Genomic DNA, 26,076 nt, shown 5'->3' with positions numbered 1-26,076 from the left:
CCCTTTTCAGTCCTGCTTATCAATTGGAAAAAATGTACCGTGACTCCAAAGACCTAGCCAAACCTCGTCACTTCGCCTTTCCGTCACCGCTACTTCGACCAATCGATAAAAGACGTTTCGATGGATTAGTGCCTCTAAATTATCGCGTACTAATATGTAGGGCGAAGGCTCCTGACTTACAGGATCAAGCACTACACGAAACGGATGTTCAGCGCTTGCTTCTACCATATCACCAACCTGAGTTGTAAAACGCAACACCTGATGTTTGCCTTCGCCCAAGACATCACACTCAGTTGCCACAAAAGGAGCATCGTCCACACGAATGCCGACCTTTTCAACCGGTGTAACCAGCACGTAGCTGTCTTCATCCTTGCGCAGGATTGTGGAAAACAGCCGAACCATGGCAGGCCGTGCAATAGGCGTTCCTTGGTAATACCACGTACCGTCGCGAGCAATACGCATATCGATATGACCACAAAAAGGCGGACTCCATGAATGAACCGGAGGAAGCCCCTGCTTTTTTTCATCAGCAGGCAATTGCGCTAACAATGCTCCAGCTTTGTCCAGCTCACTCATAAGGACTCCTTTCGTGGTTTTAACGGCTTAACCCCAACAAGTGCTGCGCATAATCTCGCAAGGGCTGAGCGAGCAGATCTTCAGGACGCTGGTCATAGAATGTCAAAAACCCGCCTCGGCTACGTATACGAGCGGTATCTACTAGATAGTAAGTACTCGTTTCAATCAGCATCACCTGAATCACACTGCGGTCACGCCCTACTCGATCTAACGCTTCTTGATCCTCCCACTCTTCGAAGGTTCCGATATTGTCATCAGCAGCAGCAAAACGGGTGTAAAGCAGATAATGAGCACCTAGGTTACGCGCCTCAAGAATAGCTTCATCCAACCCAATTGGTGCTTTAGCTCGACGTACACGTGGAAAATATTCTACAAAACCATTGAATGCCTGTTCGGCCACGACATTAGGTCTTGTATACGCATGCCCAGACGGCACGAAAGCTCCCTGGGCAATATATACATAGGAATCAGGCTGCAGCCGAAAGTTATTTAACCGCTGCGTACGGCTGTAGTCGAGAAAACCTGCGTCACGCATGTGATAGGCCGTACCAGCCGCCATGTCACTGACATTCATGCACCCGGACAACATCATGATCGCGCACAAGGCGAGGAAGCTACGCATTTCTATCTCCTGAACCGGTGACGAAAAACCGGCACTGAAGCGCGTATTAGCAGTTTCCAGGCCAACCTAACCGCCGATGATTTTCATTACAGTAACGTTGCCAGAAAAGGCAATGTCCTGCTTATCTGCCAAGGCTTTAACCAACAATCGCTGCAATGCTGGCAGAGCTAGGTGCCGCGGCTTATCGAGCAGGTCACCAATGAAGTGTCGATTGCTGGAAGACAGGCAACCATGCAGCCACCCAGTAGAGGACAAACGCAAGCGCGAACAGGTTCGACAAAAAGGAACGCTTTCATTGGCAATAATCCCAAAATAACCACCACTCTCCACGCGATAACGCAATGCTGTCGCATCAACAGGAGCATTCGCCTGAACGAAGGGGTGAACCTTGCCGATTAAGGCCAGCAGCTCAGCCAACGAGACAAACTGCTGCTGAAAACCATTAGGATCTCGCGCCAGATGTCCCATCCTCATTAATTCAATGAAGCGCAACTCAAAACCACGCTCAAGACAATAATCTAACAGCGGGACAACCTGGTCTAGGTTCTGTCCACGCAGTGGCACCATATTAATCTTTATCTTCAAGCCGGCCTGTCGTGCTTCCTCTAATCCAGCCAGAACTGTCTGCAAATCTCCGCCACGTGCTAAAACGGGAAAAGCCGCCGCATCTAACGTATCGAGTGATACATTCAAACGACGAATTCCATTATCAACGATGAGCGGTAACTTACGTGCCAATAACTGACCATTTGTGGTCAGGCTGATGTCTTTAAGCTTGAGCGCAGAAACCGCCTGCAGGAAGGGTTCAAACTTAGGTGTGACTAGAGGTTCACCACCAGTAATACGCAACCGTTCGATACCGGCAGCATCAATAAGATATTCAACCCCTCGCGCCATAGCATCAGCCGATAACTCATCCTGAGCAGCGACCAGGCGCTTTCCATTAGGGACACAATAGGTGCAAGCATAGTTGCATGCAGCGGTGAGGCTGATCCGCAGGTTGCGAAAGGCCCTACCCTGGCGGTCAACAATCATGCTTGGACTCCAACTGCTAGACAGAAAAATTAAAAGTGAGGGTGGACGCCAACAACTTCAACGTATAGCAGAAGGTTCCTGCTCACGCTTACGGCGGTTTCCCATACGCACCCCAATATCCATCAGGAACTGAAAAAAACCTTCCTGATCCTTGATTACGTCACGCCAGAATGGTGAGTGATACAGTGCTACCGCACCGTGAACCAACGCCCAGGCAGCGCAATAATGAAAATAAGGCGGAACATCCTCTAGTTTACCCTCAGCTATCCGTCCCTCAATCAGCTGAGTTAGACGCTCAAAATTTGACGCTCTAATCTTATGCAATTGTTCGACCAACTCAGGAACTTGATTCGTCTTGACTATCTTCTCTTCAAGTCGGTCAAACAGGCGATAACGCTGAGGGTCGCGCATCCTGAACTCGAAATAGGCACGAGACAAAGCCTCACGATCCCGAGCGACATCATCAGAGTGAAACAATGCAGCCAAATCACGCTCGTAATCTACCATCAGCCTTAGGTATATCTCGGCTTTGGAACGGAAATGTTTATAGATCGTTCCCTTACCGATTCCTACAGCATCAGCAATCATTTCGACGGTAACGCTATCTTCTCCCTCCGCCAAAAATAACTGGAGTGCCATATCAAGAATTTCTTGCTCACGACGGCGAAATTCACGGACCTTTCGAGGTTCTTTCTGCATAAAAATACGTTTCTTCTTAGAGTTTAGATGCGGAAGGTTCGATTGGAAGCCAAGCTGGAACTTGGTTAACTGAAGGTATAAGCCAATGAATGGGACAAAGCAGGCTATATCAAACAAGCATTATGCCTAAACTCTAACGAATGTGCAGGGATAGGACATGAAAGTCTGGACAGACGAATTTTCTTATGACGCCTCGCTGTACTATCTCAACCATGCAGCCATCAGTCCATGGCCCAACTGTACTGCGCAAGCTGTAGCTTCGTTTGCCTACAGGAGCACTCAACTGGTACGTGAGTATTCGGCATGGCTTGTACTGGAAAATAGATTAAAGCAGCGAGTAAAAAGAATATTTAATGCCCCGAGTGTCGATGATTTGGCTCTGGTCAAAAACACATCAGAAGCACTCTCTTTCGTGGCGTTCGGCCTCGACTGGCGTCCCGGAGACAATGTTGTAATACCTGCACAAGAATTCATCTCGAATCAGGTTATATGGGAAGCGCTGACGCCATATGGCGTAAGTATTATAAAAGTACCGCTTTCAAGCTTTACCCCCGAAGCAGACCTCTTAGCTGCCTGTACCACACAAACACGTTTGTTAGCCGTCAGCTCCGTACACCCTGTTACAGGCCTGCGTCTAGACATGGCCTCTTTAGGCCGGACATGTCGGCAGCGGGGAATACTGCTATGTGTAGATGCCATTCAGCATATCGGAGCTACCCCATTTGACGTCTCTGAGAGCGAATGCGCCTTTGCCATGGCAGGTGGGCACAAATGGCTACTTGGTCCGGAGGGGCTGGGCGCCTTTTACTGCAGGAGTGATATGCAAGAGCAGTTAGCCTTGCATGAATACGGCTGGTACATGTTGGAGGATGACGGCAACGATCCATCAACTAGCAGTTGGCGCCCTGCGCACTCAGCACGCCGCTTCGAATGTGGAACGCCTAACATACTGGGCGCTACAGCACTTGAAGCCAGCTTGGCGCTATTGGAGAAGATCAGCCTGAAAACCGTTCATGCCGAGCTTGAAATACGTATGGATTATCTAGTGAAGGGTTTAAATCGCTTACCAGGCATTCAATTGCATAGCCCGATTGCTCCCTCTCGCAGAGCCGGTATCGTAACTATTACTCTGGCTGGCTGGAACGCTACCCACCTACTGGAAGCTCTGAGGAAAGAAGGTATCGTATGTTCAATGCGCGGAGCAGGTATTCGCCTTTCGCCTCATTTTTATACATCCCAGCAAGCACTTGATCGTACCTTGATTACACTCGAAAGGTTAGCGTCACGATAAGTGCTCAACACTCAAAATCCTATTCCAAATCTGTTTAAAAAATGATCAAACCAGACTGGATGTTCCTTAGAACTGAACAATACTTCTAGGTACCACGATGCCACTCCCCCGAGGCACCGCTGGTGGAAAGCGCGTTAGCGCATTCCGTTTAAACTCCTAATGGTCTTGGCCCGGTTCGTTTACGAAGCCGGGTTTTTTTTTATTTCACAGCATTAGGTATTCAAGGCCAAAGGAAACAGTCGGTAGAAATTTTCTGTAGTCTGCTCGGCTAGTGTTTCGACCGGTACCCCGCGCAACGTTGCCACAAATTCAGCCACCTCTCGGACATACTGCGGCAGGTTAGGTTTTCCACGATAAGGTACAGGCGCTAGATAGGGGGAGTCCGTTTCGATCAGCAAACGGTCAGCGGGTACTTTACGGGCAACATCCCGCAAGGTTTCGGCATTTCTGAACGTGACGATTCCTGAGAGGGAAATATAAAAACCTAAATCGAGAGCTGATCTAGCCATATCCCAATCTTCAGTGAAGCAGTGCAGCACACCAGCACTGGCAAGATCAGCCTCACGCAATAAATCCAACGTATCGGCTTTAGCCTCCCGAGTATGAACGATCACAGGCTTGCCTGTTAACCGTGCGGCCTCGAGATGCAATCGGAAAGAAGACTTTTGCAAAGCTGCTCCTTCCGGCTCGTAATGATAATCCAACCCCGTCTCGCCAATCGCGACTACTTTAGGATGCTCCAACTCACGTAGCAGCCAATCGAGTGCAGGTTCAGAGTCAGGCGATACATCCAAGGGGTGAACGCCAATCGAGCAATGCACATCGGTATAACGCTCAGCTACGGCCTTCACATCAGCCGCATTATTGACACTCACACCAATGCACAAGAACTGCCCCACGCCTTGCGCCCGAGCCGCGCTCAAAGCTGCATCAAGCGACCCATCATAAGCGGTTAGGTCGAGACGATCCAAGTGACAGTGCGAGTCGACAATTTTCATGGTATTTCCTGAAGACAAAAAAGCACAACGCGCCTTTCGAAGCGCGTTGATAGCAAAGTATTACATCGTATGGGTAGGTCGATCGGACTTGAGGGCGCCTGCCAGGTAGGTCTCGATCTTGTTGCGTGCCGTGTTATCACCGTCATTGAATTGCACCCCTACACCAGCGGCTCGATTGCCCTGAGCCCCTTTTGGAGTGATCCATACAACCTTACCGGCCACCGGAATTTTTTCCGGCTCATCCATCAGGTTAAGGAGCATGAAAACTTCGTCACCTAACCTATAGGTCTTACTGGTTGGAATAAAAAGGCCACCATTGCGAATGAAAGGCATATAAGCAGCATAAAGCACGGACTTGTCTTTGATTGTTAGCGACAGGATTCCGTTACGCGGTCCAAGATTCGGCGGCAAACTCATGAGCGGCACTCAATAATCATTAAACGTATTCTAGCTTTGTGACGGTAGGCTTGCCCACCGTACGAGCAAGGACTCCAACAGTAATACGCGATTAAGATTGGCCTTGTTCATGACATGCTGACGCTGCTCCAAAACCCACGCCTGCCACGCCAAAACCTGATCAGTCGCAGCCTTATCACCAAGATACTGGATTACTTTGGCCATATCAGCGAGACCTGAATACGTGATATCGCGAGTCATCTGGTAGCGCAAGATCAATAATGCCCATTCACAGAACCAATCGAGTAGTAGACCAAGCGGCATGCTGTTCCAACTTTCAGCTAGGGCACTGGGAGAGAGCTGACGCTTCAATAATTTCTTCAGACCGTCCACTACCTGCTCACGACAGGCCAGCACGCCAGCATTTTGCAGGCGGACCGCTTTTAGCGGAGAGCCGCCAGATAACACCAGCAAATCTTTGCGTGTTGACTCTGACAGTTCAGGCAACATCTCAGCCAGCCAGGCAAGACTGACCGATTCAGTAGGCATGGGGCATGCCTGCTGAACACAACGACTTTTTATCGTAGGCAGCAAACGGCTAGGTTGGTGGCTCAACAAGAGCAAAACGGTATCGCCTGAAGGCTCTTCGAGACTTTTTAGTAAAGCATTGGATGCGTTGAGATTCATAGCTTCGGCGGGCTCCATAAGCACAAGCTTGCGCCCCCCTAGCTGAGGTGTCTGAGTAACAAAGCCAACCAGATCACGTATTTGATCTACCCGAATCGGCTTCTCCAACTCCTCAGGCTCGACTAGAAAGAAGTCAGGATGCGTACCAGCCTTTAGTAGCAAACAGGCCTTACACTGCCCACACGCCTCACGATGACGAACATTCTGACAAAGCAGGAGAGCCACAAGGCGGTCTGCCAGGGCACGCTTCCCAATACCAGCCGGACCATGCAGCAAATATGCATGGGAATGCTGCTTCCGATCTGCCAGCCGAGACCACGTAGCACTTTGCCATGGATAACATTCAGCCACGGCTACGTTCCAGCAGTACCGGAAAAATTTCATCGAGCTGCCGCTGGACTTCTGCCAACGGCTGGGCCGCGTCTAAAACTTTATAACGATCAGGAGCGGCTTTAGCACGCTTGAGGTATGTCTGACGTACAGCTTCGAAAAAGTCCTGATGCTCCTGCTCGAAACGATCCAGACGACCACGCTGTACCGCACGCTGTAAACCGATTTCCACAGGCAAATCGAATACTAAAGTAAGGTCAGGTTGTAAACCTGCCTGAACAAACTCTTCCAGCATAGCGATTCGCGCTTCAGGCAAGCCACGGCCGCCACCCTGATAAGCATAAGTGGCATCAGTAAACCGGTCACACAACAGAACAGCACCTCGCGCTAGCGCAGGACGAATAACGGTACTCAAATGTTGAGCCCGCGCAGCGAACATCAACAGTAACTCAGTATCCGAATCCATTTTTTCATTATTAGGAGCCAGCAAAAGCTCACGGATACGCTCGGCCAAAGGAGTCCCCCCAGGCTCGCGCGTCAAAACCACCTCGCGTCCAGCCTGACGTAACTTGCCAGCTAAGTACTGAAGATTAGTGCTTTTGCCGGCACCTTCAGGGCCTTCCAACGTAATGAACAAGCCGCTCACGGTGCCTCCTTGATAATAGGTGCTGGACTCGAACGATAATCGGACCGGCGATTAAGCTGATACTCCCGTACTGCACGGTTGTGTGCCTCGATGCTGTCGGAAAATATATGAGTACCATCCCCACGCGCGACAAAGTAAAGGCTTTTGCCAGGTTCGGGATGTAATGCGGCATGAATTGCTTCACGTCCCACCATGGCAATAGGTGTAGGAGGCAAACCAGGGTTGACGTAAGTATTGTAAGGCGTTGCTTCACGTAGATTCGAGCGAGTCAACTTTCCCTTGTAGCTTTCCCCCATGCCGTAAATCACCGTTGGGTCGGTCTGCAATAGCATATTGAGCGCTAGTCGGCGTACAAAAACACCTGCGATTTGCCCACGCTCTTGAGGAACACCTGTCTCCTTTTCTACCAACGAGGCCATGATAAGCGCCTGATAAGGATCCTTATAAGGCACATCCGCTGCTTTAGCGGCCCATTCTTCTGCCAAGACTTGTTCGAGCCGTTGACTGGCCTGCTTGAGGATGTCGCTGTCACGTGTACCTTTGACATAACGGTAGGTATCCGGGAAGAAGCGGCCCTCTGGATGTAGGCCCGGCTTACCCAGGCGCGCCATGACTTCGCTATCGGAGAGACCCGTCAATGTTTGCTCTATCTTTTCCTGACGAGCCAGCGCGTCGCGTAGCTGACGGAATGTCCAACCCTCTACAAAAGTAATGTTGTACTGAACAACCTCACCCCGCTGCCAAAGCGCAATTAACTCTTGTGCAGTCTGCCCAGGCATAACGCGATATTCGCCGCTATGAAGAGCCTGCCCAGAGACATTGAACCGCCAGTACAGGCGCAGCCAGAAAGCATTGCTTAAAAGCCCCTCAGCCTCTAACTGTCTTAACGTTCCACTTGGAGTAGCTCCTCCAGGAATATCGATCAGACGCTCCTCGTTAACTACTAGCACCTGCTGAAGCGCTTGGTGCTGTAGCCATCCCATCCCACCTATGGCTAACCCAAGCAGAAGCAGGCCGCTCTCAAACATCAGCAACAATTTACGCATTAGGAATCCAGTATTGTTTCAATCTCGCCTTGAAGCTTTTGAGTCAACACGCCAATTGGCCACTCATGTTCAGTGCACGCCCGTACAGGCCAGATACCGTACTGGCTGTTACACATGAATACTTCATCTGCCTTTGAAAACTCGCTCCATGAAAGATCGCGCACCTCGACCTTGATTGATAAGCGAGTCGCCGTACGCATGATCAAGCCTCTCATCACGCCAGCAACACCGCAACGCAACAAAGCTGGCGTGATAAGTACGCCATTGCGCACGATGAAGACGTTACTGAATACCCCTTCAATGACGCGCCCTTCTTGGTCACACATCAACCCTTCAGCAAACATAGGGTCTTGCCACTCCGATCTTGCCAGGACTTGCTCCAGGCGATTCAGGTGTTTGATTCCGGCCAGGCGTGGTTGTATGGCCAGACGGGTAGAACACGGAAACACACGTATCCCGTCCCGGCTGTTTTCAGGCGCATAATAAGGAGCAGGAGATCCCAGCAGTATTCGCTGAGAATTGGCAGGTGAAGGCATAGCATATCCTCGAGCGCCCTCTCCTGCTGTTACGATCAGTTTGGCAACCCCATCACCAATTAGCTGACAGAAAGCAGCTATCTCAGCATCCAGTATTGAATGCTCTACCGTAATTCCGAGACGCTGACATCCCTCTTTAAGACGAGCCAGATGATCATCCAACAGTCGCGGCTTGGCCGAACGCACTCGAATGGTTTCGAACAAGCCATGACCGTAGGCCAGGCCCCGGTCGCGCAACGCTATACCGTTTACAGGCTGGCCATTACACCATTCCAACATTAGTCAACGAAACGGCGGAAAACGAGACTACCGTTCGTACCGCCAAACCCAAAAGAGTTAGACAGACTAATTTCTATCTTTCGCGACTTGGGCTGATGCGGCACGAAGTCCAAGTCGCACCCCTCACCTGGCTCATCCAAGTTAATAGTAGGTGGTGCCACCTGATCACGTAAGGCCAGTACACTGAAAATAGCTTCAACAGCCCCTGCCGCACCTAATAAATGCCCTGTCATCGATTTCGTAGAACTAACCGACAGACGATACGCTTGCTCTCCAAAGACTCTTTTAATAGCTGATGCCTCAGCCATGTCACCAGCTGGAGTTGAGGTACCGTGAGCATTAATATAATGCACCTCATCTGGACTAATGCGCGCATCCTTCAAAGCACTTTCCATACATCGAGCAGCACCTGATCCGTCTTCCGGGGGGGCAGTCATGTGAAAAGCGTCAGCACTCATACCGAACCCAATCAGTTCAGCGTAGATTCGTGCCCCTCGCGCTTTAGCATGCTCTAATTCTTCAAGAATCAAAGCTCCGGCACCATCGGACAATACGAAACCATCGCGATGACGGTCCCATGGTCGACTGGCCTTGGTCGGCTCCTCATTGCGAGTAGATAGTGCACGTGCTGCGCCAAACCCGCCAAGGCCTAACCCGGACGTGGCCATTTCAGCACCTCCAGCCACCATGACATCCGCGTCACCATAGGCAATATTACGGGCAGCCATTCCTACGCAATGCGTAGCCGTCGTACAAGCTGTCGCAATGGAGTAATTCGGTCCTTGTAAACCCAAATGGATAGACAAAAAGCCCGATACCATATTGATGATGGATCCTGGCACAAAAAAGGGAGAAATACGGCGAGGCCCCTGATCCATCAAGGCCTTACAATTATTTTCTATATTGGTGAGACCACCAATACCTGAACCGATCGCAACTCCAATGCGCTCGCGGTTCGCATCCGTTACCTCTAACCCCGAATCACGCATCGCCTGGAAGCTAGCTGCCAGCCCATATTGAATGAAGAGATCAAGTTTCCGCGCTTCTTTCGCTGAAAGATATTTCTCTACATCAAATCCTTTGACCGAACCTCCAAAACGGGTGGCAAAGGCGGAAACGTCCATGTGCTCAATCGGGGCAATACCGCTCCGGCCTGCTAGGATACTGTCCCAGCTGCTCTGCACGTCCACGCCTACTGGCGATACCATGCCCATGCCCGTGATCACGACGCGTCTACGCGACACAACGATTTCCTCATAGCTCGTTTATCCGGTCATCTCAAGTTAATGCACTTGTAACCGTTATATAGAAAAGCCGCACGCCTTTACAGGACGTGCGGCTTTCGTGTTCTAGCGAAGGTACGACTTATTGCTGATGAGCAACAATATAGTCGATAGCTTCTTGAACAGTGGTGATCTTTTCGGCTTGTTCGTCCGGGATTTCGGTCTCGAATTCCTCTTCCAGAGCCATCACCAGCTCAACGGTGTCAAGGGAGTCGGCGCCTAGATCCTCGACGAAGGAAGCGCTGTTGGTTACTTCCTCTTCTTTTACGCCGAGCTGTTCAGCGACGATCTTCTTAACGCGTTCTTCGATGGTGCTCATACCGTGTTTTCACTCCTATGGAAAAATCCGCGCAGCCGGACTGCACGTAAGTGTATAGAAAGGGTTTTCACTATTTCAAGCTGACGCGACATCCTGACCCTTGATCCAAGATTTTGCCAGTCTTGAAAAATACAAAACTTTCGATCTAATGCTGGAAAATCACTTAACTCATGTACATGCCGCCATTCACCGGTACAGTTGCACCAGTGACATAAGCAGCACCATCAGTAGCCAAGAAAGCAACAATCTTGGCAATCTCTTCAGCTTGCCCTAATCGCCCCAATGGAATTTGAGTCAACAGCGCCTCGCGCTGAGCTTCTGGAAGCTCACGCGTCATATCTGTATCGATAAATCCTGGCGCCACGGCATTGACAGTAATAGCCCTGGACCCCACTTCCCGGGCCAAAGCCCGTGTAAAACCTTCAAGACCGGCTTTCGCAGCGGCATAATTCGTCTGGCCTGCATTACCCATGGCACCTACAACGGAGCCTATGCTGATAATGCGCCCCCAACGTGCCTTGGTCATCCCACGCAACACAGCTTTCGACAAACGGAACAAGCTGTTGAGATTGGTATCGATTACATCGAACCATTCATCGTCCTTCATGCGCAGCATCAGATTATCACGCGTGATGCCGGCATTGTTCACTAAGATCGCAGGAGCACCAAATTGCTTTTGGATTTGATCAAGCGCAGCGGCAACCGAAGCCTCATCTGCGACATTCATAATCAAACCGGTTCCTTCGATCCCGCTGCTCTTGAGCGTTTCGGCGATGCGGGCAGCACCATTCTCACTGGTAGCCGTACCGATAACCGTAGCCCCTAAACGCCCCAACTCAAGAGCGATAGCCTGACCAATACCTCGTGTGGCACCGGTAACCAGCGCAACTTTACCTTGAAGGCTCATGTTTTCTCCTTATATCAGGCCAGCACAGCCTGCGCAGCAGCAAAAGCATCGGGTGTATCCAACCCATGGGTCTCAATGCCTTTGACGCAACGCTTGTTCAATCCAGCCAAGACTTTTCCGGGGCCGCACTCTACCAGCTGTGACATGCCTTTGTCCGCAAGCAGTTGAATCGTTTCCACCCAACGCACTGGACTATATAGCTGAGCAAGCACGCTCTGCTTAAGCTCATCCACTGTAGAACTTATAGAGGCATTTACATTCTGAATAACCGGAATCGCTGGCACCTGCCAGTTCAGGCTCTCTATGGACTCAGCAAACCGCTCGGCAGCAGGTCGCATGAGCTCACAGTGCGAAGGAACGCTTACTGGAAGCGCGACTGCACGCTTAGCACCACGCGCCTTACAAAGCGTAATAGCTCGATCTACCGCAGCCGCATTACCAGCAATCACGACCTGGCCGGGCGCATTAAAATTAACAGCGCTTACCACCTCGCCTTGGGCTGCCTCGCTACAGGCCGTCAAAACATCCTGATCTTCCAGACCAAGAATCGCGGCCATAGCACCTGCGCCAGCGGACACAGCGTCCTGCATCAGCTGCCCACGCCGCTCCACAAGCTTTATAGCTTGGGCAAACTCAAGCGAGCCGGCAGCAACCAGGGCCGAATACTCGCCCAAGCTATGTCCAGCAACATAGGCCGGACGATGGCCGCCCTCAGCCTGCCACAATCGCCATAGAGCGATGGAAGCACAAAGAATAGCTGGCTGAGTCTTATCAGTCTGGTTCAGACGGTCTTCCGGTCCCTGCTGCACAAGCATCCACATATCATATCCGAGCGCCTCGGAAGCTTCGGCAAAGGTAGCGCGCACCAAAGGATGCCGAGTTTCCATGGCAGTCAACATGCCCAGCGACTGTGAACCCTGACCAGGAAATACGAAAGCGAAGGAAGCTGACATATTCGATCTCTTTTTGATTTCGTCGAAAACCCATATCTTAGCAAGATGCCTGGGCGTAATCCTGTTTGGATGCCAAGTGCCGCACACCGGTCACACTTGGTGAGCTGACCCACCCTGCAAAGATATAAGCTGTTGAGCCATCCTGCCCATTAGATCATTCTCCACAGCGGTTACAGCACGAGCCAAGGCAGACTGGAAACCTGCCCCATCAGCATTTCCATGACTTTTGACAACCACCCCGTGCAACCCTAGGAAGCCAGCCCCATTACGCTTGTCAGGACGTACTTCGTCTTTGAGCTGCGACAGCAAAGGCTGCGCCAGCATACGAAAGAAATTACTGCCTAAGCGTCCTGCTTCGAGCTCTCGAAGCAGCATCGTAATTAACCCTTCGCTTGACTTTAGCAATACATTACCAACGAAACCGTCACATACGACAACATCAGCCTCTCCACGAAATACTCCGTCACCCTCTACGAAACCGGCGTAATTAATTGTACTCGCCTTAAGTAACTCAGCCGCCTGCTGTACAGCCAGCACTCCCTTAACGTCCTCAGTACCAACATTCAACAAGCATACCCTGGGAGCAACTACTCCATGAGCAGCTGCAACTGCCGCACCCAAATGGGCAAATTGGTATAGATGCTGAGCCGTACAATCAAGATTTGCGCCTAAATCCAATAGAACACATTGCCCATTGGAAACAGGCAAGAGTGTATACATAGCGGGCCGTTCAATACCTGGCAACATGCGTAACGTCTGACGAGCAAAAGCCATCAGCGCCCCTGTATTGCCCGCACTAACACAAGCATCTGCCTGACCGCCAGCCACCAAGTCGAGCGCCACTTTCATAGATGAATCAGATTTGCCACGCAATGCACGTGAAGGCTTCTCTGCCATTCCAACAACCTGACTGGCCGTTTGAACATGCAGACGAGAACTGTCGAAACGGTATGAGTCCAGACAAGGGCGAATTAAGCCCACTTCGCCTACCAGGACTAGCTTGACAGCAGGGTGACTCTTAAGAAATGAAATACAAGCAGGCACAATGCAGCGGGGACCGAAGTCCCCGCCCATTGCATCGACAGCGATGACAGGTAACGACAAGGATTACTCGTCGGAGCCCTTATCAATCACTTTACGACCACGATAAAAACCGTCGGGAGAAACGTGGTGACGCAGGTGAACTTCACCAGTGCTCTTCTCTACGGACAAGGCATTCGGCTCGAGCGCATCATGCGAACGACGCATATCACGGGCGGAACGGGATTTTTTGTTCTGCTGAACAGCCATAACTCATTAACTCCTAAACGTTTGGGTCACGCTTCAACTGCGCCAGTACGCTGAACGGGTTGGCTCGCTTTTCCTCGTCCGCGCTTTCTTCGGGCGCTTCAGGCGCTTCGAATCCTGCTGGATGATGGCAAATGCCCGGCTCATGAGTTGGAATGATTGGCAAGGCGAGTATTAACTCATCTTCCAACAACCCTATCAGATCCAAAGGCTCTTCACCGACTTCCAGTGCGTCATAGCCTTTTGGCAATGCATCCGCCGATTGCCCTTCCCATAACACGGCATATTCATACTCGCCATGAATAGGAAATCCAGCCGGCTCCAAGCATCGCTGACATACCATTTGCACTTCTGTATCCAATTCGCCACGAATGACGACAAGCCTTTGCTCATTGCGAAAAAATTCGAAAGCGGCTTTTACCGTACCTTCCGAACTTGTTAGCTGCTCGCAAAGACGCGGCAAACTGGAAACCGGTAATTCACCCCGAAGAGTAACACCGCGATCAGCCAGTTTACGTGGATCTACGTGAGGTGGAATTGGCCCATTCAACATAAGCGCGCCATTATAGAGACGACCTCAAGCCTGTCAAAGGAAATTAGGCAAAGGGTACTATCCCAAGCCGACTTTTGGTCGTTTATCCCAACCCAGCCCTCAAAGAGACTCATCTATTATGCTCCCGCTAGTATTAGCTTCCGGCTCGCACTATCGACGCGACCTCCTGTCGCGTCTAAATCTGCCTTTCGAACACGAGTCGCCTGACATTGATGAAACACCACTACCTAACGAGACAGCGGAGTCCTTAGTACGACGCCTGTCCGAAGCCAAGGCGCGTACCCTTGCAGCCAAATATCCTGATCATTTGATTATAGGCTCTGACCAGGCTGCCACACTTGAAAACAAAATTCTTGGCAAACCGCTTGTCTTTGAGCGCGCACGCGATCAACTCATGAACGCCCAAGGCAAAAGCGTAACGTTTATGACAGGCCTTTCCTTACTCAATACCCGTACCGGGCACTGTCAATCGGATTGCATTCCTTTTACCGTGCACTTTCGAAATCTAGACGAAGCCACCATTGAACGCTACTTACGAACCGAGCAGCCTTTCGATTGCGCCGGCAGCTTTAAAGTTGAAGGCCTAGGCATCACTCTGTTTCGCTCTACCGAGGGGGAAGACATGACCAGCCTGATCGGTCTCCCCCTGATACGCCTGACTGATATGCTTCTTAAGGAAGCTGTCTTGCTACCTTAATATCTGGATTGGGCCCACTTAACGCAGTACGGGCCCTTGCCAACCCATCATCAAAGCAAGATGCTCGGCAACACTAGTACCAATCCGCTTGGCAAAACGATCGAAGGGTGAGTCCTGAACCGTATAGTCAACTAGCTTTTCCTCTCCAACGATCTCACGCGCCACATAACTGGCACTGCCCAGACCATCAATCAAGCCCAACTCTAAAGCTTGCTCGCCAGACCAGACCAAGCCGGAAAAGAGCTCAGGATGCCCTTCCACCTTCAAACGATCACCCCGCCCCCTTTTGACACTATCAATGAACTGCTGATGCGTAGTGTTCAAGACCTGCTGCCAAAAGCGAGTTTCCTCTTCTTTAGCCGGCTGGAAAGGATCCAAAAAGGCCTTATGCTCTCCAGAGGTATAAACGCGCCGCTCTACCCCTAGCTTATTCATGGCCTCAACAAACCCGAACGAGGCTGCCGTAACACCAATGGAGCCAACCAAACTGGCTTTATCCGCATAGATAGCATCAGCTGCACTAGCAATATAATAGGCTCCGGAAGCCCCCAGATCTGAAATCACAGCGTACAATTTGATATCTGGATGCAACGCACGAAGCCGTTTAATCTCATCATAAACATAACCTGACTGAACCGGACTACCGCCAGGGCTGTTGATACGCAAAACGACCGCTCGGACACTGGAGTCATCGAAAGCCTTGCGTAAGGCGCCAACAATATTGTCCGCGCTAGCCTGCTGATCGTCTGCAATCGTGCCCTTCACTTCAATGAGCGCTGTATACCCACCCTCATGTGAAGCTTCGGAGGTAAGATCCGACAGAGGAACGAATAAGGCCAGCATGATGAAAAGATAAGTAAACGTCAGAAACTTGAAAAAAATCCCCCACCGCCTAGCTCTGCGCTGCTCATGCACGCTAGCTAACATGGTCTTTTCGATAAGCTTCCAGCTTTTCTCATCAGCCGGTCGATCCTGCGCTTTCCAATCGTCTGCCATTGAAGAGTCCTAACTGTTTTATCGTTCGCTGCGTACCAGCCAAGTGCGCAACTCATTGAAATGATCGATGACCATACGCGGCTTATAATCACGCAACACATGAGACGGTTGCGCCCCATAACTGACCGCAACAGAATCCATTTGCGCCCTACGAGCCATTTCTAGATCAAATGCCGCATCGCCGATCATGAGCGCCCTGGAAGAATGCGTCGAACAATGCGCCAGAATTTCGTTAAGCATAAGCGGGTCAGGTTTGCTTGCAGTTTCATCCGCGCAACGGGTGACATCAAAAAAATGTGACAACCCCTTAGATGCCAGCGCACGATTCAAGCCTTGACGACTTTTCCCGGTTGCGACAGCCAGCCAATACCCTTGTGACCGGAAAGCCTGCAGCGCCTCAGTTACACCATCAAACAAGGGAGAGGGCTCTTGATCGTGCAGGATGAAATATTGGCTATAACATTGACGAAAACTTTCTACCGCCTCGCCTTCTAACTCAGGATAAAGCGTGGAAATGGCCTCGGGCAAACCCAGACCAATAATAGCTTTTATGGAGCTGGCGCTTCGTGCAGGCAGGCCCAGCTCTTTCGCCGCCGCCTGCATTACATGGATGATACGCTCAATGGAGTCACATAACGTACCGTCCCAATCAAATATCAGCAGATCATAGCTAGCCATCCAATCGGCCCACTGTGGTACTCCACATGTCATCGACAGGAGCCGTTAATTGCAATTCCCCGCCCTCGGGCAGTGGTATACGCAGGCTAGCGGAGTGTAAAAACAACCGCCTGCCACCTAACTCGCGGATCTCATGCGAAAAAGATTCATCACCATATTTAGGATCGCCGGCTATGGCATGCCCCGCATGCTTGGCATGTACCCGAATTTGATGAGTGCGCCCAGTAACCGGCTTTGCCTCTACTAATGTCGCAAAATCGCCATAGCGTCGAAGCACCCTGAACTCAGTCAAGGCATCCTTACCCTCAACATTTACCTCGACCATACGCTCACCAGAGCGCAGGTTGTTTTTCATAAGAGGTGCACGAATCTGCTTTTTCGCAGCTGGCCAATGCCCTCGGACCAAAGCATGGTAACGCTTATCGACACCATCACCTCGCAGCGCCTCATGTAGGTGCCTCAGCATGCTTCGCTTCTTTGCGATCATAAGCAGCCCCGAGGTATCCCGGTCCAGGCGGTGGACTAACTCAATATCACGTGCCTCCGGACGCAACTGTCGAAAAATTTCAATAACGCCTTGGCTGATACCACTGCCACCATGCACAGCAATACCGGCAGGCTTGTTGATCACGATAAGGGCCTTGTCCTCATAGACAATAGCTGCCTCCATGCGCTCAAGCCAGCCCTGTGATACAGGCACTGGTTCGTCACGCTCTGCCAGGCGCATGGGCGGAACCCGGATAATATCGCCAGCCTGCAAACGATAGTCAGGCTTGATTCGCCCCTTGTTCACGCGCACTTCGCCTTTACGCAAAATACGATAGATAAGTGTTTTCGGCGCACCTTTGAGCTGAGTGCGCAGGTAATTGTCGATACGCTGGCCAGCCAGCTCCGACGGCACTTCGAAAAGCTGCACGCCGGTATTTTGCGAAGGAAGATTGGTCATGAACATATAATAGCAATTTCCACTTAATTGAAGCACTTAATGGTTGCTGTTATAGTCCGGAAGCCATTAACCCTGGCATGACATAAAGTGTGCGAATGCACTTCCCTGTCATAAACATGTTCTGTGGGCGTCAGGCCGTCCTTGGAGTGGCTCACCTCATCCATAGCAGTAGGTAAACCACTCAAAAAATGCCTTGAACCAAAACACCGTGCCCACTGTTGAATTGTGTGAGCGCAAAAAACAACCGCTCCGGATTCTGCGAGCGGCACCTGATTCCTGAAGGATGTGTGCAGGGTGGAGATGCACAAACCATGGAGTGCGTAGCCAAAAGCTGGCATAGACGCCAAATGTCCGCCTCCATCGGTCTGATTCCTCCTCCTGACTGTTTGACGTTGCTGCTGTTACGACAGCCAGCAGGAGACGTAGTCGCGGCTCGGCACGACCGAGTGCTGCTGGACACGGAGGCGGACCGCTCTGTTTCCGATACGATCCCAAGCACCGACCCTCGGAGAGTCGTGTGTGCCGAACGCCGTTTCCGGTAGCCCGGAAACCGACGGTATTACATGAAAAGAATGCTCATTAACGCCACGCAGCCTGAAGAACTGCGTGTTGCCCTAGTCGATGGCCAGAAGCTGTTTGATCTAGACATTGAATCTGGCAGTCGCGAGCAAAAAAAAGCCAATATTTATAAAGGTCGCATTACCCGTATAGAGCCCAGCCTGGAAGCAGCCTTCGTAGATTTTGGCTCCGAACGTCACGGCTTTCTTCCCCTCAAGGAGATCTCCCGGGAGTACTTCAAGAAAGCTCCAGAAGGTCGTATTAATATTAAGGACGTGCTCTCCGAAGGCCAGGAAGTCATCATCCAGGTTGAAAAAGAGGAGCGCGGCAACAAAGGCGCGGCACTGACCACCTTTATCAGCCTGGCAGGCCGTTACCTGGTCCTGATGCCCAACAACCCTCGTGCGGGTGGTATTTCTCGCCGTATTGAAGGTGAAGAGCGCAACGAGTTACGCGAAGCACTCAATGGCCTGGACGTTCCAGGGGATATGGGACTGATCGTGCGCACTGCCGGTCTCGGTCGTAGCACTGAAGAGCTGCAGTGGGACCTAGATTATCTCCTGCAACTGTGGACAGCCATCAAAGATGCTTCGGTTGAGCGCAGCGCTCCCTTCCTGATTTACCAAGAAAGCAATGTCATTATCCGTGCCATCCGCGACTATCTACGCCAAGACATTGGCGAGGTCCTTATTGATAGCATCGAGGCCCAGGAAGAAGCCCTAAGCTTTATCCGTCAGGTCATGCCTCAATACCAGAGCAAGATCAAGCTCTATCAGGATAGCGTCCCCCTGTTCAATCGCTTCCAGATCGAAAGCCAGATCGAGACAGCTTTCCAGCGCGAAGTAAAATTGCCTTCAGGCGGCTCTATCGTAATCGACCCAACCGAAGCCTTGGTGTCTATTGATATTAACTCAGCTCGTGCAACCAAGGGCGGAGATATCGAAGAAACCGCTTTGCAGACCAACCTGGAAGCCGCTGAGGAGATCGCGCGCCAGTTGCGTCTACGGGATATTGGCGGCCTGATTGTCATCGACTTCATCGACATGACGCCCGTCAAGAATCAACGCGCCGTAGAAGATCGTATGCGTGAAGCTCTTGAGGCCGACCGCGCTCGCGTTCAAATCGGACGCATTTCACGTTTCGGTCTTTTGGAAATGTCCCGTCAACGTTTGCGTCCTTCTCTTCGAGAGACCAGCGGTATTGTCTGCCCACGCTGTAATGGACAAGGCATTATTCGGGATGTTGAATCGCTGTCGCTGGCTATTTTGCGCCTGATTGAAGAGGAAGCCCTGAAGGACCGTACCGCAGAAGTACGTGCGCATGTACCTATACAGGTAGCGTCATTCCTACTAAATGAAAAGCGCAACAGCATTACCAAGATCGAACTACGTACTCGGGTTCGTATCATCATTCTTCCAGATGATCACCTCGAAACACCACACTTTGAAGTTCAGCGTCTGCGTGACGACAATCCTGAGTTGATGAATGGCCAATCCAGTTATGAAATGGCTCATTTAGAAGTTGAGGAAGCTCAGCCCGTTAGCGCGACTCGTAGCCTGGTTCGTCAAGAGGCCGCCGTTAGGGTTGCTCCGGAGCGTACGCCAGCACCACAAATCGAAGAGCCTGCTAAACAAGCTCACCAGCCGGAGCCCAGCCTGTTCAAAGGGCTCGTAAAGTCGTTGGTAAGCTTATTTGCTGGCAAGACGGAAGAGCCCGCCCCTGCACCGGAAAAGGCTAAACCTGCCAGTGAAGCTCGCCGTGCGGAAGAACGCCGCAATGGGCGTCAGCAGAACCGCCGACGTGACAACCGCCGTGACGAAGAGCGTAAACCACGTGAGGAGCGCCAGCCTCGCGAGGAGCGCGCTGTACGCGAAGAACGCCCCGTCAAGGAAGAGCGCACTCCACGAGAGGAACGCCAACCGCGTGCCGACCGCCCACCACGCGCTGAGCGCCAACAGGCCCGTGAAGAAGCCGAGGCACGCAACGACGCCCTACTGAATGCAGAGTCGAATACTGAAGAAGAACTGCTTGAACAGGGTGACGAGCATGAAAACGATGAGCGCCCTCGCCGTCGCTCTCGCGGTCAGCGCCGTCGTAGTAATCGCAGAGAGCGTCAACGTGACGTTAACAGCGAAAACAGCGAAAACAGCGACAATGAGGCCGAGGAAGTTACTTCTAGCGAGACTGGAGAACAGGCAGACCCGCGCGAGCAGATTCCTGCCAGCGCAGCCGTCGTAGTCGAGAGTGTCAATGCGGAAGCCGCACTAGCCACCATTCACAAGCACACCGACAGAGCACAGGCACCTGTAGATATCACGCCCAACAAGGACGAAACATCGATATCTTATGAAACGCCCGCGAAGAGCCTGACACCAACAGCAACGGAGCAAGCATCAGCACCCGAGACCGAGACCGAGACCGCTACTACGGCCACGCCTGAAAGCCAGAAAGCTGTTACACCCGAAACGTCGGTTTCGACGTCTGACGCCCCGATGCCTGCCCCAGGTAACGCTTCGGAGCCAGTTAGCGCCGAGGTGAAGCCGTCCGTCTCAAGCGAGACAAAGTTGCCTGAAAGCTCTCAGAGTTCAACTACGGCCAGCAACCACCCCGTATCGATGCCTGCCAGTACAGGTCGTGCCGCCAATGACCCTCGTGAGCGCCGTCGCCTACAGCGTGAAGCGGAGCGTCTTGCCAGAGAGGCTGAACTCTTGACAGCCCAGACTCGCAGCCAGGACATCGGCTCATCCATTGAGAATGCGAGCTCTCGTTCAACTGCAGATGCTATGCCTGCAACGCCAGTATTGGCGGCCGACTCTGAACCTGTAGTCGAGATTTCTGCTCCTAAAGTAAACGCCTCCGCTATTGAAACAGCTGCTGACTATGAAAAAGGCGCATCTGAGGCTACTTCTCAGCCAGCAACAGTTCAGCCCGAAACCATCAAAACGGAGCCGTCGCAATCATCAGCCGAGATTGTGACACCAAGCACCCAAAGCCTGGTTCAGCTACCAGAAACTATGGTTGAGGAGTCTGAAATTCCAGCCAACGCGTCAGGCAATACAACCGCTACCGTAGCCGAGGCACCTGAAGGTACTAAAGAGCAAGATAAAGAAGAACCCAAGCCTCAGGGCTAAGCTTTTGCTGATAAAAAAGGGATGCCCTGGCATCCCTTTTTCTTTCAACGTTTCTAAAGCTTTAAGTCAGCGTCCCTGGCTCCATTTCAAGCGTCACTGAAAACCGCTGCGCTATATCAATCTTAATCCGCTCGGCCAGTTGCATGACCTCATGACCAGTACCCCCTCCACGGTTTACCAAGACTAATGCTTGCCGATCATGTACGCCTATCGCTCCGTCCCGATACCCACGCCAGCCCGCTTTATCAATAAGCCATCCCGCAGCCAGCTTGCTTCTGCCATCGGGCTGCGGATAAAGGACTACATCAGGATAACGGAGCTTGAGGTGTCGAGCTGTCTCCTTGTCTACAACAGGATTTTTGAAAAAGCTGCCAGCATTGCCAAGCATGGCTGGATCAGGAAGCTTTTCGCGGCGAATGGCGCTGACAGCCTGACTGACTGCTTCAGGCGTAGGCACAATAATGCCCATTTCATCGAGTTTTTGTCTGATGGGACCGTAATCCAAACGCAGATTAGGATTACGACTTAGCCGAAAGCGGACCCGCAAAACAATCCACTTCCCAGGCTCAGCCTTGAAGCGGCTTTCACGGTAAGCAAACGCACACTCTTCCAGCGAAAACTCTTGTAGCGACTCACTCTCCCGCGCCAAAGCAGTCAAACCCGCAAATACGTCTTTAAGCTCGACGCCATAGGCACCAATATTCTGAATCGGTGAGGCGCCAACCGTACCGGGAATAAGACTCAAGTTTTCGAGACCAGACAAACCTAGCGCCAACGTAGCGTCTACCAGTGTCTGCCATGATTCTCCAGCTTCGGCCTCGATGATAACCGCCCCGTCCTCCGACTCGCTCAACAAGCGAATACCGCGACTGGCCATATGTAGCACCAGCGCATCGATATCTTCTGTCAGTACCAAATTACTGCCGCCGCCAAGCACATACAAAGGGACGTCATGCTGCTTGGCAAATGCCAATGCCTCGCATACATCCTTATCCTGGCTGGCCTTTGCATAAAAGCGGGCCGTGACATCGAACCCAAATGTATTTAAAGGTTTTAGCGAAACCTGCTCCTGCACGACAAGACTCAAGCGGCCTCCTCTATGCTCGCTATCAAGGCCTGACACCCTGTCTCGATCAATTCGATGACCTGGGCAAACCCATCCATCTCGCCAAAATAAGGATCCGGAACTTCCGCTACAGGTAAACCGTAACGACGCAAGAACAAGTCCAGCTGAGCAGTACTTGCCTGCGGGCGCAATGCCTCAAGACGAGAAAGATTATCCTGATCCATAGCCAGGATCAGATCGAAACGATGGAAGTCATCCACCGCCACCTGTCGAGCACGCAGTGATGAAAGATCATATCCTCGTGCAGCCCCAGCCTCGATAGCACGTTGGTCAGGTGCCTTTCCAACATGCCAGTCACCCGTGCCAGCAGAGTCCACGCTTACTCGATGCGATAGTTTTTTTGACAAAAGCTGTTGAGTCAACACTGCTTCAGCCGTGGGTGAACGGCAAATGTTTCCCATACAAACGAACAAAATGCGCATGTCAGCCCCCTAGAATACGGCGAACACGCTCCAGATCTTCAAGCGTGTCGACACCCGCTTCCGGTGGCTCAATAGCATCCGCCACATGGATTCTAACGCCGTTCCAGAGTGCGCGTAATTGTTCTAGAGCTTCAGTACGCTCCAACCCACACGCCCCCCACCGAACAAAATCTCGCAAGAAGCCTGCTCGATAAGCATACAAGCCAATATGTCGCCTATAAGGCACTTCGGACGGCAAGGTATCACGCGATAAGGCAAAGGCGTCCCGAGCCCATGGCAGCGGCGCACGGCTGAATGTCAATGCCAGACCCTGCCGATCACTAGCGACCTTGACGACATTCGGATTGAACAGCGCCTCTATGTCTGTAATAGGCTCAGCCAGCGTTGTGATACCTGCTTCCGGGTGATTGATGAGATTGACAGCCACTTGATCGATAATCGCCGGTGGAATCAAAGGCTCATCGCCTTGAACATTAACGACGATAACATCGTCCGGCAAGGCAAGTAGATCTGCGACCTCAGCCAAACGATCCGTACCCGAAGCATGCTCAGCAGACGTCAGGACGGCATGAGCTCCAAAGCGTGTACAGGCCGAGAGGATATCTGTATGGTCCGTTGCCACTACAACCTGTTGAGCCTGACTGCGACGCGCCTGCTCCCATACATGCTGAATCATGGGCTTGCCCATAATATCTTGCAGGGGCTTGCCTGGCAGTCGCGTGGAAGCTAATCGTGCCGGAATGACTACCGTAAAAACTGGGCTCATTTATCGAGACGCTCATCAACAGTTAGGACTCTGGCCTCGCTTTCCAGCATAACCGGGATGCCATCACGAACGGGAAAAGCCAGGCCAGCAGCCTTACTGATCAATTCGGTCTTGTCCTCACTTAGGATTAAGGGACTTTTGGTTACTGGGCAGGCAAGAATATCAAGAAGCTTAAGATCCATACGGAGGTCCTTAAATAATGAGGGAGCGGCATACTTAATGTGGTAACAAGCCATCCAGCCAAGTATCTAGCCAGGAAACGAATGCAGAAGATGGCTGGGCTTCAATCGCCAGATACCACCAGTCAGGCGTCGCAAATTCCCTACATTTAACAGCGTCCTTTTCAGTCATGACAACTGGCCAGGCGGGCTGAAAACGTAGCTGCTCAGCGGTATAAATTGCATGGTCTGGGAAAGCATGCGCGACAGGACGCCAGTGTAGCGTTTCAAGAGTCGTGAAGAAACGCTGTGGATTACCGATGCCAGCCACAGCATGTACTTCTTGTCCTGGAGAGAAATAATTGAGCGGGCGCCGCTCACCACTTACTAAATTGACCAGCGTGCTCGGTTTTAGCTGAACAGCATAACCGTCTTCAGTATCGGCCCTTGCTCCGGTCTGAAGCACTGCATCAACACTCTGGATACGCTCAATAGGCTCCCGCAAAGGCCCTGCTGGCAAGCAATGACGATTACCAAACCCTCGAACTGCGTCAACCATGACAAGCTCTAAATCCCTTGCCAGCGCATAGTGCTGCAGTCCGTCATCGCTCAGAATGAGATCTAACTGCTCGGCTTTGAGCAAAGCTTTTACTGCGTCAGGACGGTTAGGGTCGATCATGATGGGAGCTCCGGTGCGCTGAGCAATCATAAGCGGCTCATCACCTACCACAGCGGGTGACTGATCAGCAGTTACCTGCCAGGGAAACTCTGGGGGCTTTGCACCGTAACCACGACTAACAATACCTACACGCAACCCACGCGCACGGCAGTGATCGACTAACCATAGAATCATGGGTGTCTTACCGGTCCCCCCTACAGTGAGATTACCCACAATGAGGACTGGAACCGGCGAGACAAAAGTATTGAGCTCTCCATCCAGAAAGCGCCGCCGCTTGCGGCGGGCAAACTGGCAATACAGCAGCTCAAGAGGCCGAAGCAACCTGAGAGCCGGATGATCTCGATACCAAGCCCTGAGTAGGCGGGACGAAAGGCTCACGGCTTTTCAGCCCGAGCCTCGATGGTTGTGAAACGCAACCGCGAGAATCCCAGCTTACCAGCTGCATCCATGGCCGTTATAACGGTTTGATGCGGCGCACGGCCATCAGCTGAAATAATCAGAGGCAGCGTATTGTCACCTGCCGATTCTCGCTGTAGAGCGGTCATCAGTGATGTAAGGTCGCTCTGAACGAGAGCCTTGTCGTTAAGAGCAAACTTTCCATCCGCTGTAATACTAATCTCTAGGGACTTAGTCGCATTTGGCTCTGCAGGCTGCGCGCTATCTGCTTCCGGCAGTTCCAGCTTCATCTGGCTAGGTTTATTGAATGTCGTTGTCACTACGAAAAACAATAACAGCACAAACACAACGTCAATTAGGGATGCCAGATTGATAAACGCCTCGTCCCGGGCAGCGCTCCCAGTTCTACGACGAAACTTCACGCCTTGGTATCCTCTGCGGCTGCGAAGTCCACTTCGCGATCCCCCATGACCATCTCGACCAGCTTGACGGACTCCTGCTCCATCGAAACCACTAACTCATCTACGCGACGTAGCAAGAAACGATGGAAAAACACTGCCGGGATAGCCACTAAAAGACCTGCAGCAGTAGTCAGCAGAGCCTTCGAAATACCACCAGCGAGTACAGGAGCATTGGCCATGCCATCACTCATGAAACCACTAAAGATCTCGATCATACCGAAAACGGTACCTAGGAGCCCCATCAAGGGCGCCATGGCTGCAATCGTACCAAGTGCGTTCAGGTAACGCTCGAGCTCATGAATAATGCGACTACCCGCCTCCTCGATAGACTCTTTCATGATTTCGCGACCATGACGAGAATTAGCCAACCCGGCCGCCATGACATCTCCCAAAGGAGAATTAGCACGTAACTCACGCAACTTGTCACTTGTAAGTGAATTATCCTGAAGCCAGCGCCATACCTGAGCCAACAGGTTTGGCGGGACTACCCGAGAGCGGCGTAAAGCCCAGAAACGCTCAGCCACAATCGCCGTCCCGACAACAGAACACAGAAGTATTGGCAGCATCATCCAGCCGCCCGCTTTCACCAGTTCGAACACGCCTTGAACTCTCCCCTTTC

Annotated in this window: 31 protein-coding genes; 4 read left to right on the top strand and 27 right to left on the bottom strand. The window is 51.7% G+C overall.

Features of this window, described 5'->3' with window-relative positions:
- Positions 1 to 6: 6 nt before the first annotated feature.
- From IQ22_RS12965 to IQ22_RS12950, 4 genes are all read right to left on the bottom strand, one after another.
- Positions 7 to 576, bottom strand: a complete 570-nt coding sequence (locus tag IQ22_RS12965) for a DUF1285 domain-containing protein (protein WP_145142451.1) — start codon at positions 574 to 576, stop codon at positions 7 to 9.
- A 19-nt stretch (positions 577 to 595) separates the two neighbouring features.
- Positions 596 to 1,198: a DUF4823 domain-containing protein gene (locus IQ22_RS12960; RefSeq protein ID WP_145142449.1), complete on the bottom strand. Its 603-nt coding sequence runs from the start codon at positions 1,196 to 1,198 to the stop codon at positions 596 to 598.
- Between the two features lie 66 nt (positions 1,199 to 1,264).
- Positions 1,265 to 2,233, bottom strand: a complete 969-nt coding sequence (locus tag IQ22_RS12955; RefSeq protein ID WP_145142446.1) for a GTP 3',8-cyclase MoaA — start codon at positions 2,231 to 2,233, stop codon at positions 1,265 to 1,267.
- A gap of 57 nt (positions 2,234 to 2,290) precedes the next feature.
- Complete coding sequence (locus tag IQ22_RS12950) at positions 2,291 to 2,932, bottom strand: TetR/AcrR family transcriptional regulator (protein WP_145142872.1); 642 nt, start codon at positions 2,930 to 2,932, stop codon at positions 2,291 to 2,293.
- 157 nt (positions 2,933 to 3,089) lie between these two features.
- Between IQ22_RS12950 and IQ22_RS12945 the strand changes: the two genes are divergently transcribed.
- Complete coding sequence (locus IQ22_RS12945; protein WP_145142444.1) at positions 3,090 to 4,223, top strand: aminotransferase class V-fold PLP-dependent enzyme; 1,134 nt, start codon at positions 3,090 to 3,092, stop codon at positions 4,221 to 4,223.
- Positions 4,224 to 4,435: 212 nt separating this feature from the next.
- Here IQ22_RS12945 and IQ22_RS12940 read toward each other — a convergent pair whose 3' ends face one another.
- The 13 genes from IQ22_RS12940 to IQ22_RS12880 all read right to left on the bottom strand — a co-directional run bounded on the left by IQ22_RS12940 (position 4,436) and on the right by IQ22_RS12880 (position 14,443).
- Positions 4,436 to 5,221 carry a TatD family hydrolase gene (locus tag IQ22_RS12940; RefSeq protein WP_145142442.1) on the bottom strand — a complete coding sequence of 262 codons (786 nt, stop codon included), beginning with the start codon at positions 5,219 to 5,221 and terminating at the stop codon, positions 4,436 to 4,438.
- A 60-nt stretch (positions 5,222 to 5,281) separates the two neighbouring features.
- Entirely contained in the window at positions 5,282 to 5,638 is a 357-nt protein-coding gene (locus tag IQ22_RS12935; protein ID WP_145142440.1) for a PilZ domain-containing protein, read from the bottom strand.
- Positions 5,639 to 5,668: 30 nt separating this feature from the next.
- Positions 5,669 to 6,655, bottom strand: coding sequence for a DNA polymerase III subunit delta' (locus tag IQ22_RS12930; RefSeq protein WP_145142438.1), 987 nt, complete (start codon positions 6,653 to 6,655; stop codon positions 5,669 to 5,671).
- Complete coding sequence (tmk, locus tag IQ22_RS12925; RefSeq protein ID WP_145142436.1) at positions 6,648 to 7,280, bottom strand: dTMP kinase; 633 nt, start codon at positions 7,278 to 7,280, stop codon at positions 6,648 to 6,650. The genes IQ22_RS12930 and tmk overlap by 8 nt, the downstream gene beginning before the upstream one ends.
- On the bottom strand, positions 7,277 to 8,326 hold the full coding sequence (gene mltG, locus IQ22_RS12920) for an endolytic transglycosylase MltG (protein WP_145142434.1): 1,050 nt from the start codon (positions 8,324 to 8,326) through the stop codon (positions 7,277 to 7,279). The genes tmk and mltG overlap by 4 nt, the downstream gene beginning before the upstream one ends.
- Entirely contained in the window at positions 8,326 to 9,141 is an 816-nt protein-coding gene (pabC, locus tag IQ22_RS12915; RefSeq protein WP_145142432.1) for an aminodeoxychorismate lyase, read from the bottom strand. Before pabC ends, mltG begins: the two co-directional genes overlap by 1 nt.
- Entirely contained in the window at positions 9,141 to 10,385 is a 1,245-nt protein-coding gene (gene fabF, locus IQ22_RS12910; RefSeq protein ID WP_145142430.1) for a beta-ketoacyl-ACP synthase II, read from the bottom strand. The genes pabC and fabF overlap by 1 nt, the downstream gene beginning before the upstream one ends.
- A 121-nt stretch (positions 10,386 to 10,506) precedes the next feature.
- Positions 10,507 to 10,743 carry an acyl carrier protein gene (gene acpP, locus IQ22_RS12905; protein WP_007160597.1) on the bottom strand — a complete coding sequence of 79 codons (237 nt, stop codon included), beginning with the start codon at positions 10,741 to 10,743 and terminating at the stop codon, positions 10,507 to 10,509.
- 163 nt (positions 10,744 to 10,906) lie between these two features.
- The gene (gene fabG, locus IQ22_RS12900; RefSeq protein WP_145142428.1) at positions 10,907 to 11,650 is read right to left on the bottom strand and encodes a 3-oxoacyl-ACP reductase FabG; all 744 of its coding nucleotides are present in this window, start codon (positions 11,648 to 11,650) and stop codon (positions 10,907 to 10,909) included.
- Positions 11,651 to 11,664: 14 nt separating this feature from the next.
- The gene (gene fabD / locus IQ22_RS12895; RefSeq protein ID WP_145142426.1) at positions 11,665 to 12,603 is read right to left on the bottom strand and encodes an ACP S-malonyltransferase; all 939 of its coding nucleotides are present in this window, start codon (positions 12,601 to 12,603) and stop codon (positions 11,665 to 11,667) included.
- A gap of 90 nt (positions 12,604 to 12,693) precedes the next feature.
- The gene (plsX, locus tag IQ22_RS12890) at positions 12,694 to 13,707 is read right to left on the bottom strand and encodes a phosphate acyltransferase PlsX (protein WP_145142424.1); all 1,014 of its coding nucleotides are present in this window, start codon (positions 13,705 to 13,707) and stop codon (positions 12,694 to 12,696) included.
- A 3-nt stretch (positions 13,708 to 13,710) separates the two neighbouring features.
- Positions 13,711 to 13,893, bottom strand: coding sequence for a 50S ribosomal protein L32 (gene rpmF / locus IQ22_RS12885; protein ID WP_010797729.1), 183 nt, complete (start codon positions 13,891 to 13,893; stop codon positions 13,711 to 13,713).
- Positions 13,894 to 13,906: 13 nt separating this feature from the next.
- Positions 13,907 to 14,443 carry a YceD family protein gene (locus tag IQ22_RS12880; RefSeq protein WP_145142422.1) on the bottom strand — a complete coding sequence of 179 codons (537 nt, stop codon included), beginning with the start codon at positions 14,441 to 14,443 and terminating at the stop codon, positions 13,907 to 13,909.
- Between the two features lie 118 nt (positions 14,444 to 14,561).
- Between IQ22_RS12880 and IQ22_RS12875 the strand changes: the two genes are divergently transcribed.
- Positions 14,562 to 15,140, top strand: coding sequence for a Maf family protein (locus tag IQ22_RS12875; RefSeq protein WP_145142420.1), 579 nt, complete (start codon positions 14,562 to 14,564; stop codon positions 15,138 to 15,140).
- 18 nt (positions 15,141 to 15,158) lie between these two features.
- Here the strand turns inward: IQ22_RS12875 and sppA are convergent, their stop codons facing one another.
- Genes sppA through rluC form a run of 3 tightly spaced genes read right to left on the bottom strand, consistent with a single transcriptional unit; the run spans position 15,159 to position 17,760 of the window.
- Positions 15,159 to 16,136, bottom strand: a complete 978-nt coding sequence (sppA, locus tag IQ22_RS12870; protein ID WP_145142418.1) for a signal peptide peptidase SppA — start codon at positions 16,134 to 16,136, stop codon at positions 15,159 to 15,161.
- 18 nt (positions 16,137 to 16,154) lie between these two features.
- Positions 16,155 to 16,814: an HAD-IA family hydrolase gene (locus tag IQ22_RS12865; protein ID WP_145142417.1), complete on the bottom strand. Its 660-nt coding sequence runs from the start codon at positions 16,812 to 16,814 to the stop codon at positions 16,155 to 16,157.
- On the bottom strand, positions 16,807 to 17,760 hold the full coding sequence (rluC, locus tag IQ22_RS12860; protein WP_145142870.1) for a 23S rRNA pseudouridine(955/2504/2580) synthase RluC: 954 nt from the start codon (positions 17,758 to 17,760) through the stop codon (positions 16,807 to 16,809). Before rluC ends, IQ22_RS12865 begins: the two co-directional genes overlap by 8 nt.
- A gap of 347 nt (positions 17,761 to 18,107) precedes the next feature.
- On the opposite strand from rluC, the gene IQ22_RS12855 reads away from it, so the two are divergent.
- Positions 18,108 to 18,302, top strand: coding sequence for a hypothetical protein (locus tag IQ22_RS12855; RefSeq protein ID WP_145142415.1), 195 nt, complete (start codon positions 18,108 to 18,110; stop codon positions 18,300 to 18,302).
- A gap of 21 nt (positions 18,303 to 18,323) precedes the next feature.
- Positions 18,324 to 21,449: a ribonuclease E gene (rne, locus tag IQ22_RS12850; RefSeq protein WP_145142413.1), complete on the top strand. Its 3,126-nt coding sequence runs from the start codon at positions 18,324 to 18,326 to the stop codon at positions 21,447 to 21,449.
- 61 nt (positions 21,450 to 21,510) lie between these two features.
- On the opposite strand, the gene murB is transcribed toward rne, so the two are convergent.
- From murB to IQ22_RS12815, 7 genes are read right to left on the bottom strand one after another with little or no spacing between them, the layout of a single operon-like run.
- A complete protein-coding gene (gene murB / locus IQ22_RS12845; protein ID WP_145142411.1) occupies positions 21,511 to 22,536 on the bottom strand; it encodes a UDP-N-acetylmuramate dehydrogenase in 1,026 nt (341 codons plus the stop codon).
- Positions 22,533 to 22,997, bottom strand: a complete 465-nt coding sequence (locus tag IQ22_RS12840) for a low molecular weight protein-tyrosine-phosphatase (protein ID WP_145142409.1) — start codon at positions 22,995 to 22,997, stop codon at positions 22,533 to 22,535. The genes murB and IQ22_RS12840 overlap by 4 nt, the downstream gene beginning before the upstream one ends.
- Position 22,998: 1 nt before the next feature.
- Positions 22,999 to 23,763, bottom strand: a complete 765-nt coding sequence (kdsB, locus tag IQ22_RS12835) for a 3-deoxy-manno-octulosonate cytidylyltransferase (RefSeq protein ID WP_145142407.1) — start codon at positions 23,761 to 23,763, stop codon at positions 22,999 to 23,001.
- Positions 23,760 to 23,945: a Trm112 family protein gene (locus IQ22_RS12830; protein WP_145142405.1), complete on the bottom strand. Its 186-nt coding sequence runs from the start codon at positions 23,943 to 23,945 to the stop codon at positions 23,760 to 23,762. The genes kdsB and IQ22_RS12830 overlap by 4 nt, the downstream gene beginning before the upstream one ends.
- A 34-nt stretch (positions 23,946 to 23,979) precedes the next feature.
- The gene (gene lpxK / locus IQ22_RS12825; protein WP_145142403.1) at positions 23,980 to 24,978 is read right to left on the bottom strand and encodes a tetraacyldisaccharide 4'-kinase; all 999 of its coding nucleotides are present in this window, start codon (positions 24,976 to 24,978) and stop codon (positions 23,980 to 23,982) included.
- Positions 24,975 to 25,418: an ExbD/TolR family protein gene (locus IQ22_RS12820; protein WP_145142401.1), complete on the bottom strand. Its 444-nt coding sequence runs from the start codon at positions 25,416 to 25,418 to the stop codon at positions 24,975 to 24,977. The genes lpxK and IQ22_RS12820 overlap by 4 nt, the downstream gene beginning before the upstream one ends.
- On the bottom strand, positions 25,415 to 26,056 hold the full coding sequence (locus IQ22_RS12815; protein ID WP_145142399.1) for a MotA/TolQ/ExbB proton channel family protein: 642 nt from the start codon (positions 26,054 to 26,056) through the stop codon (positions 25,415 to 25,417). Before IQ22_RS12815 ends, IQ22_RS12820 begins: the two co-directional genes overlap by 4 nt.
- Positions 26,057 to 26,076: the final 20 nt, after the last annotated feature.

The organism is Pseudomonas duriflava (genome assembly GCF_007830155.1).
Classification (GTDB): domain Bacteria; phylum Pseudomonadota; class Gammaproteobacteria; order Pseudomonadales; family Pseudomonadaceae; genus Chryseomonas; species Chryseomonas duriflava.
The sequence above is the reverse complement of the archived record's forward strand: the minus strand, read 5'-3'. Positions and strand labels throughout refer to the sequence as shown.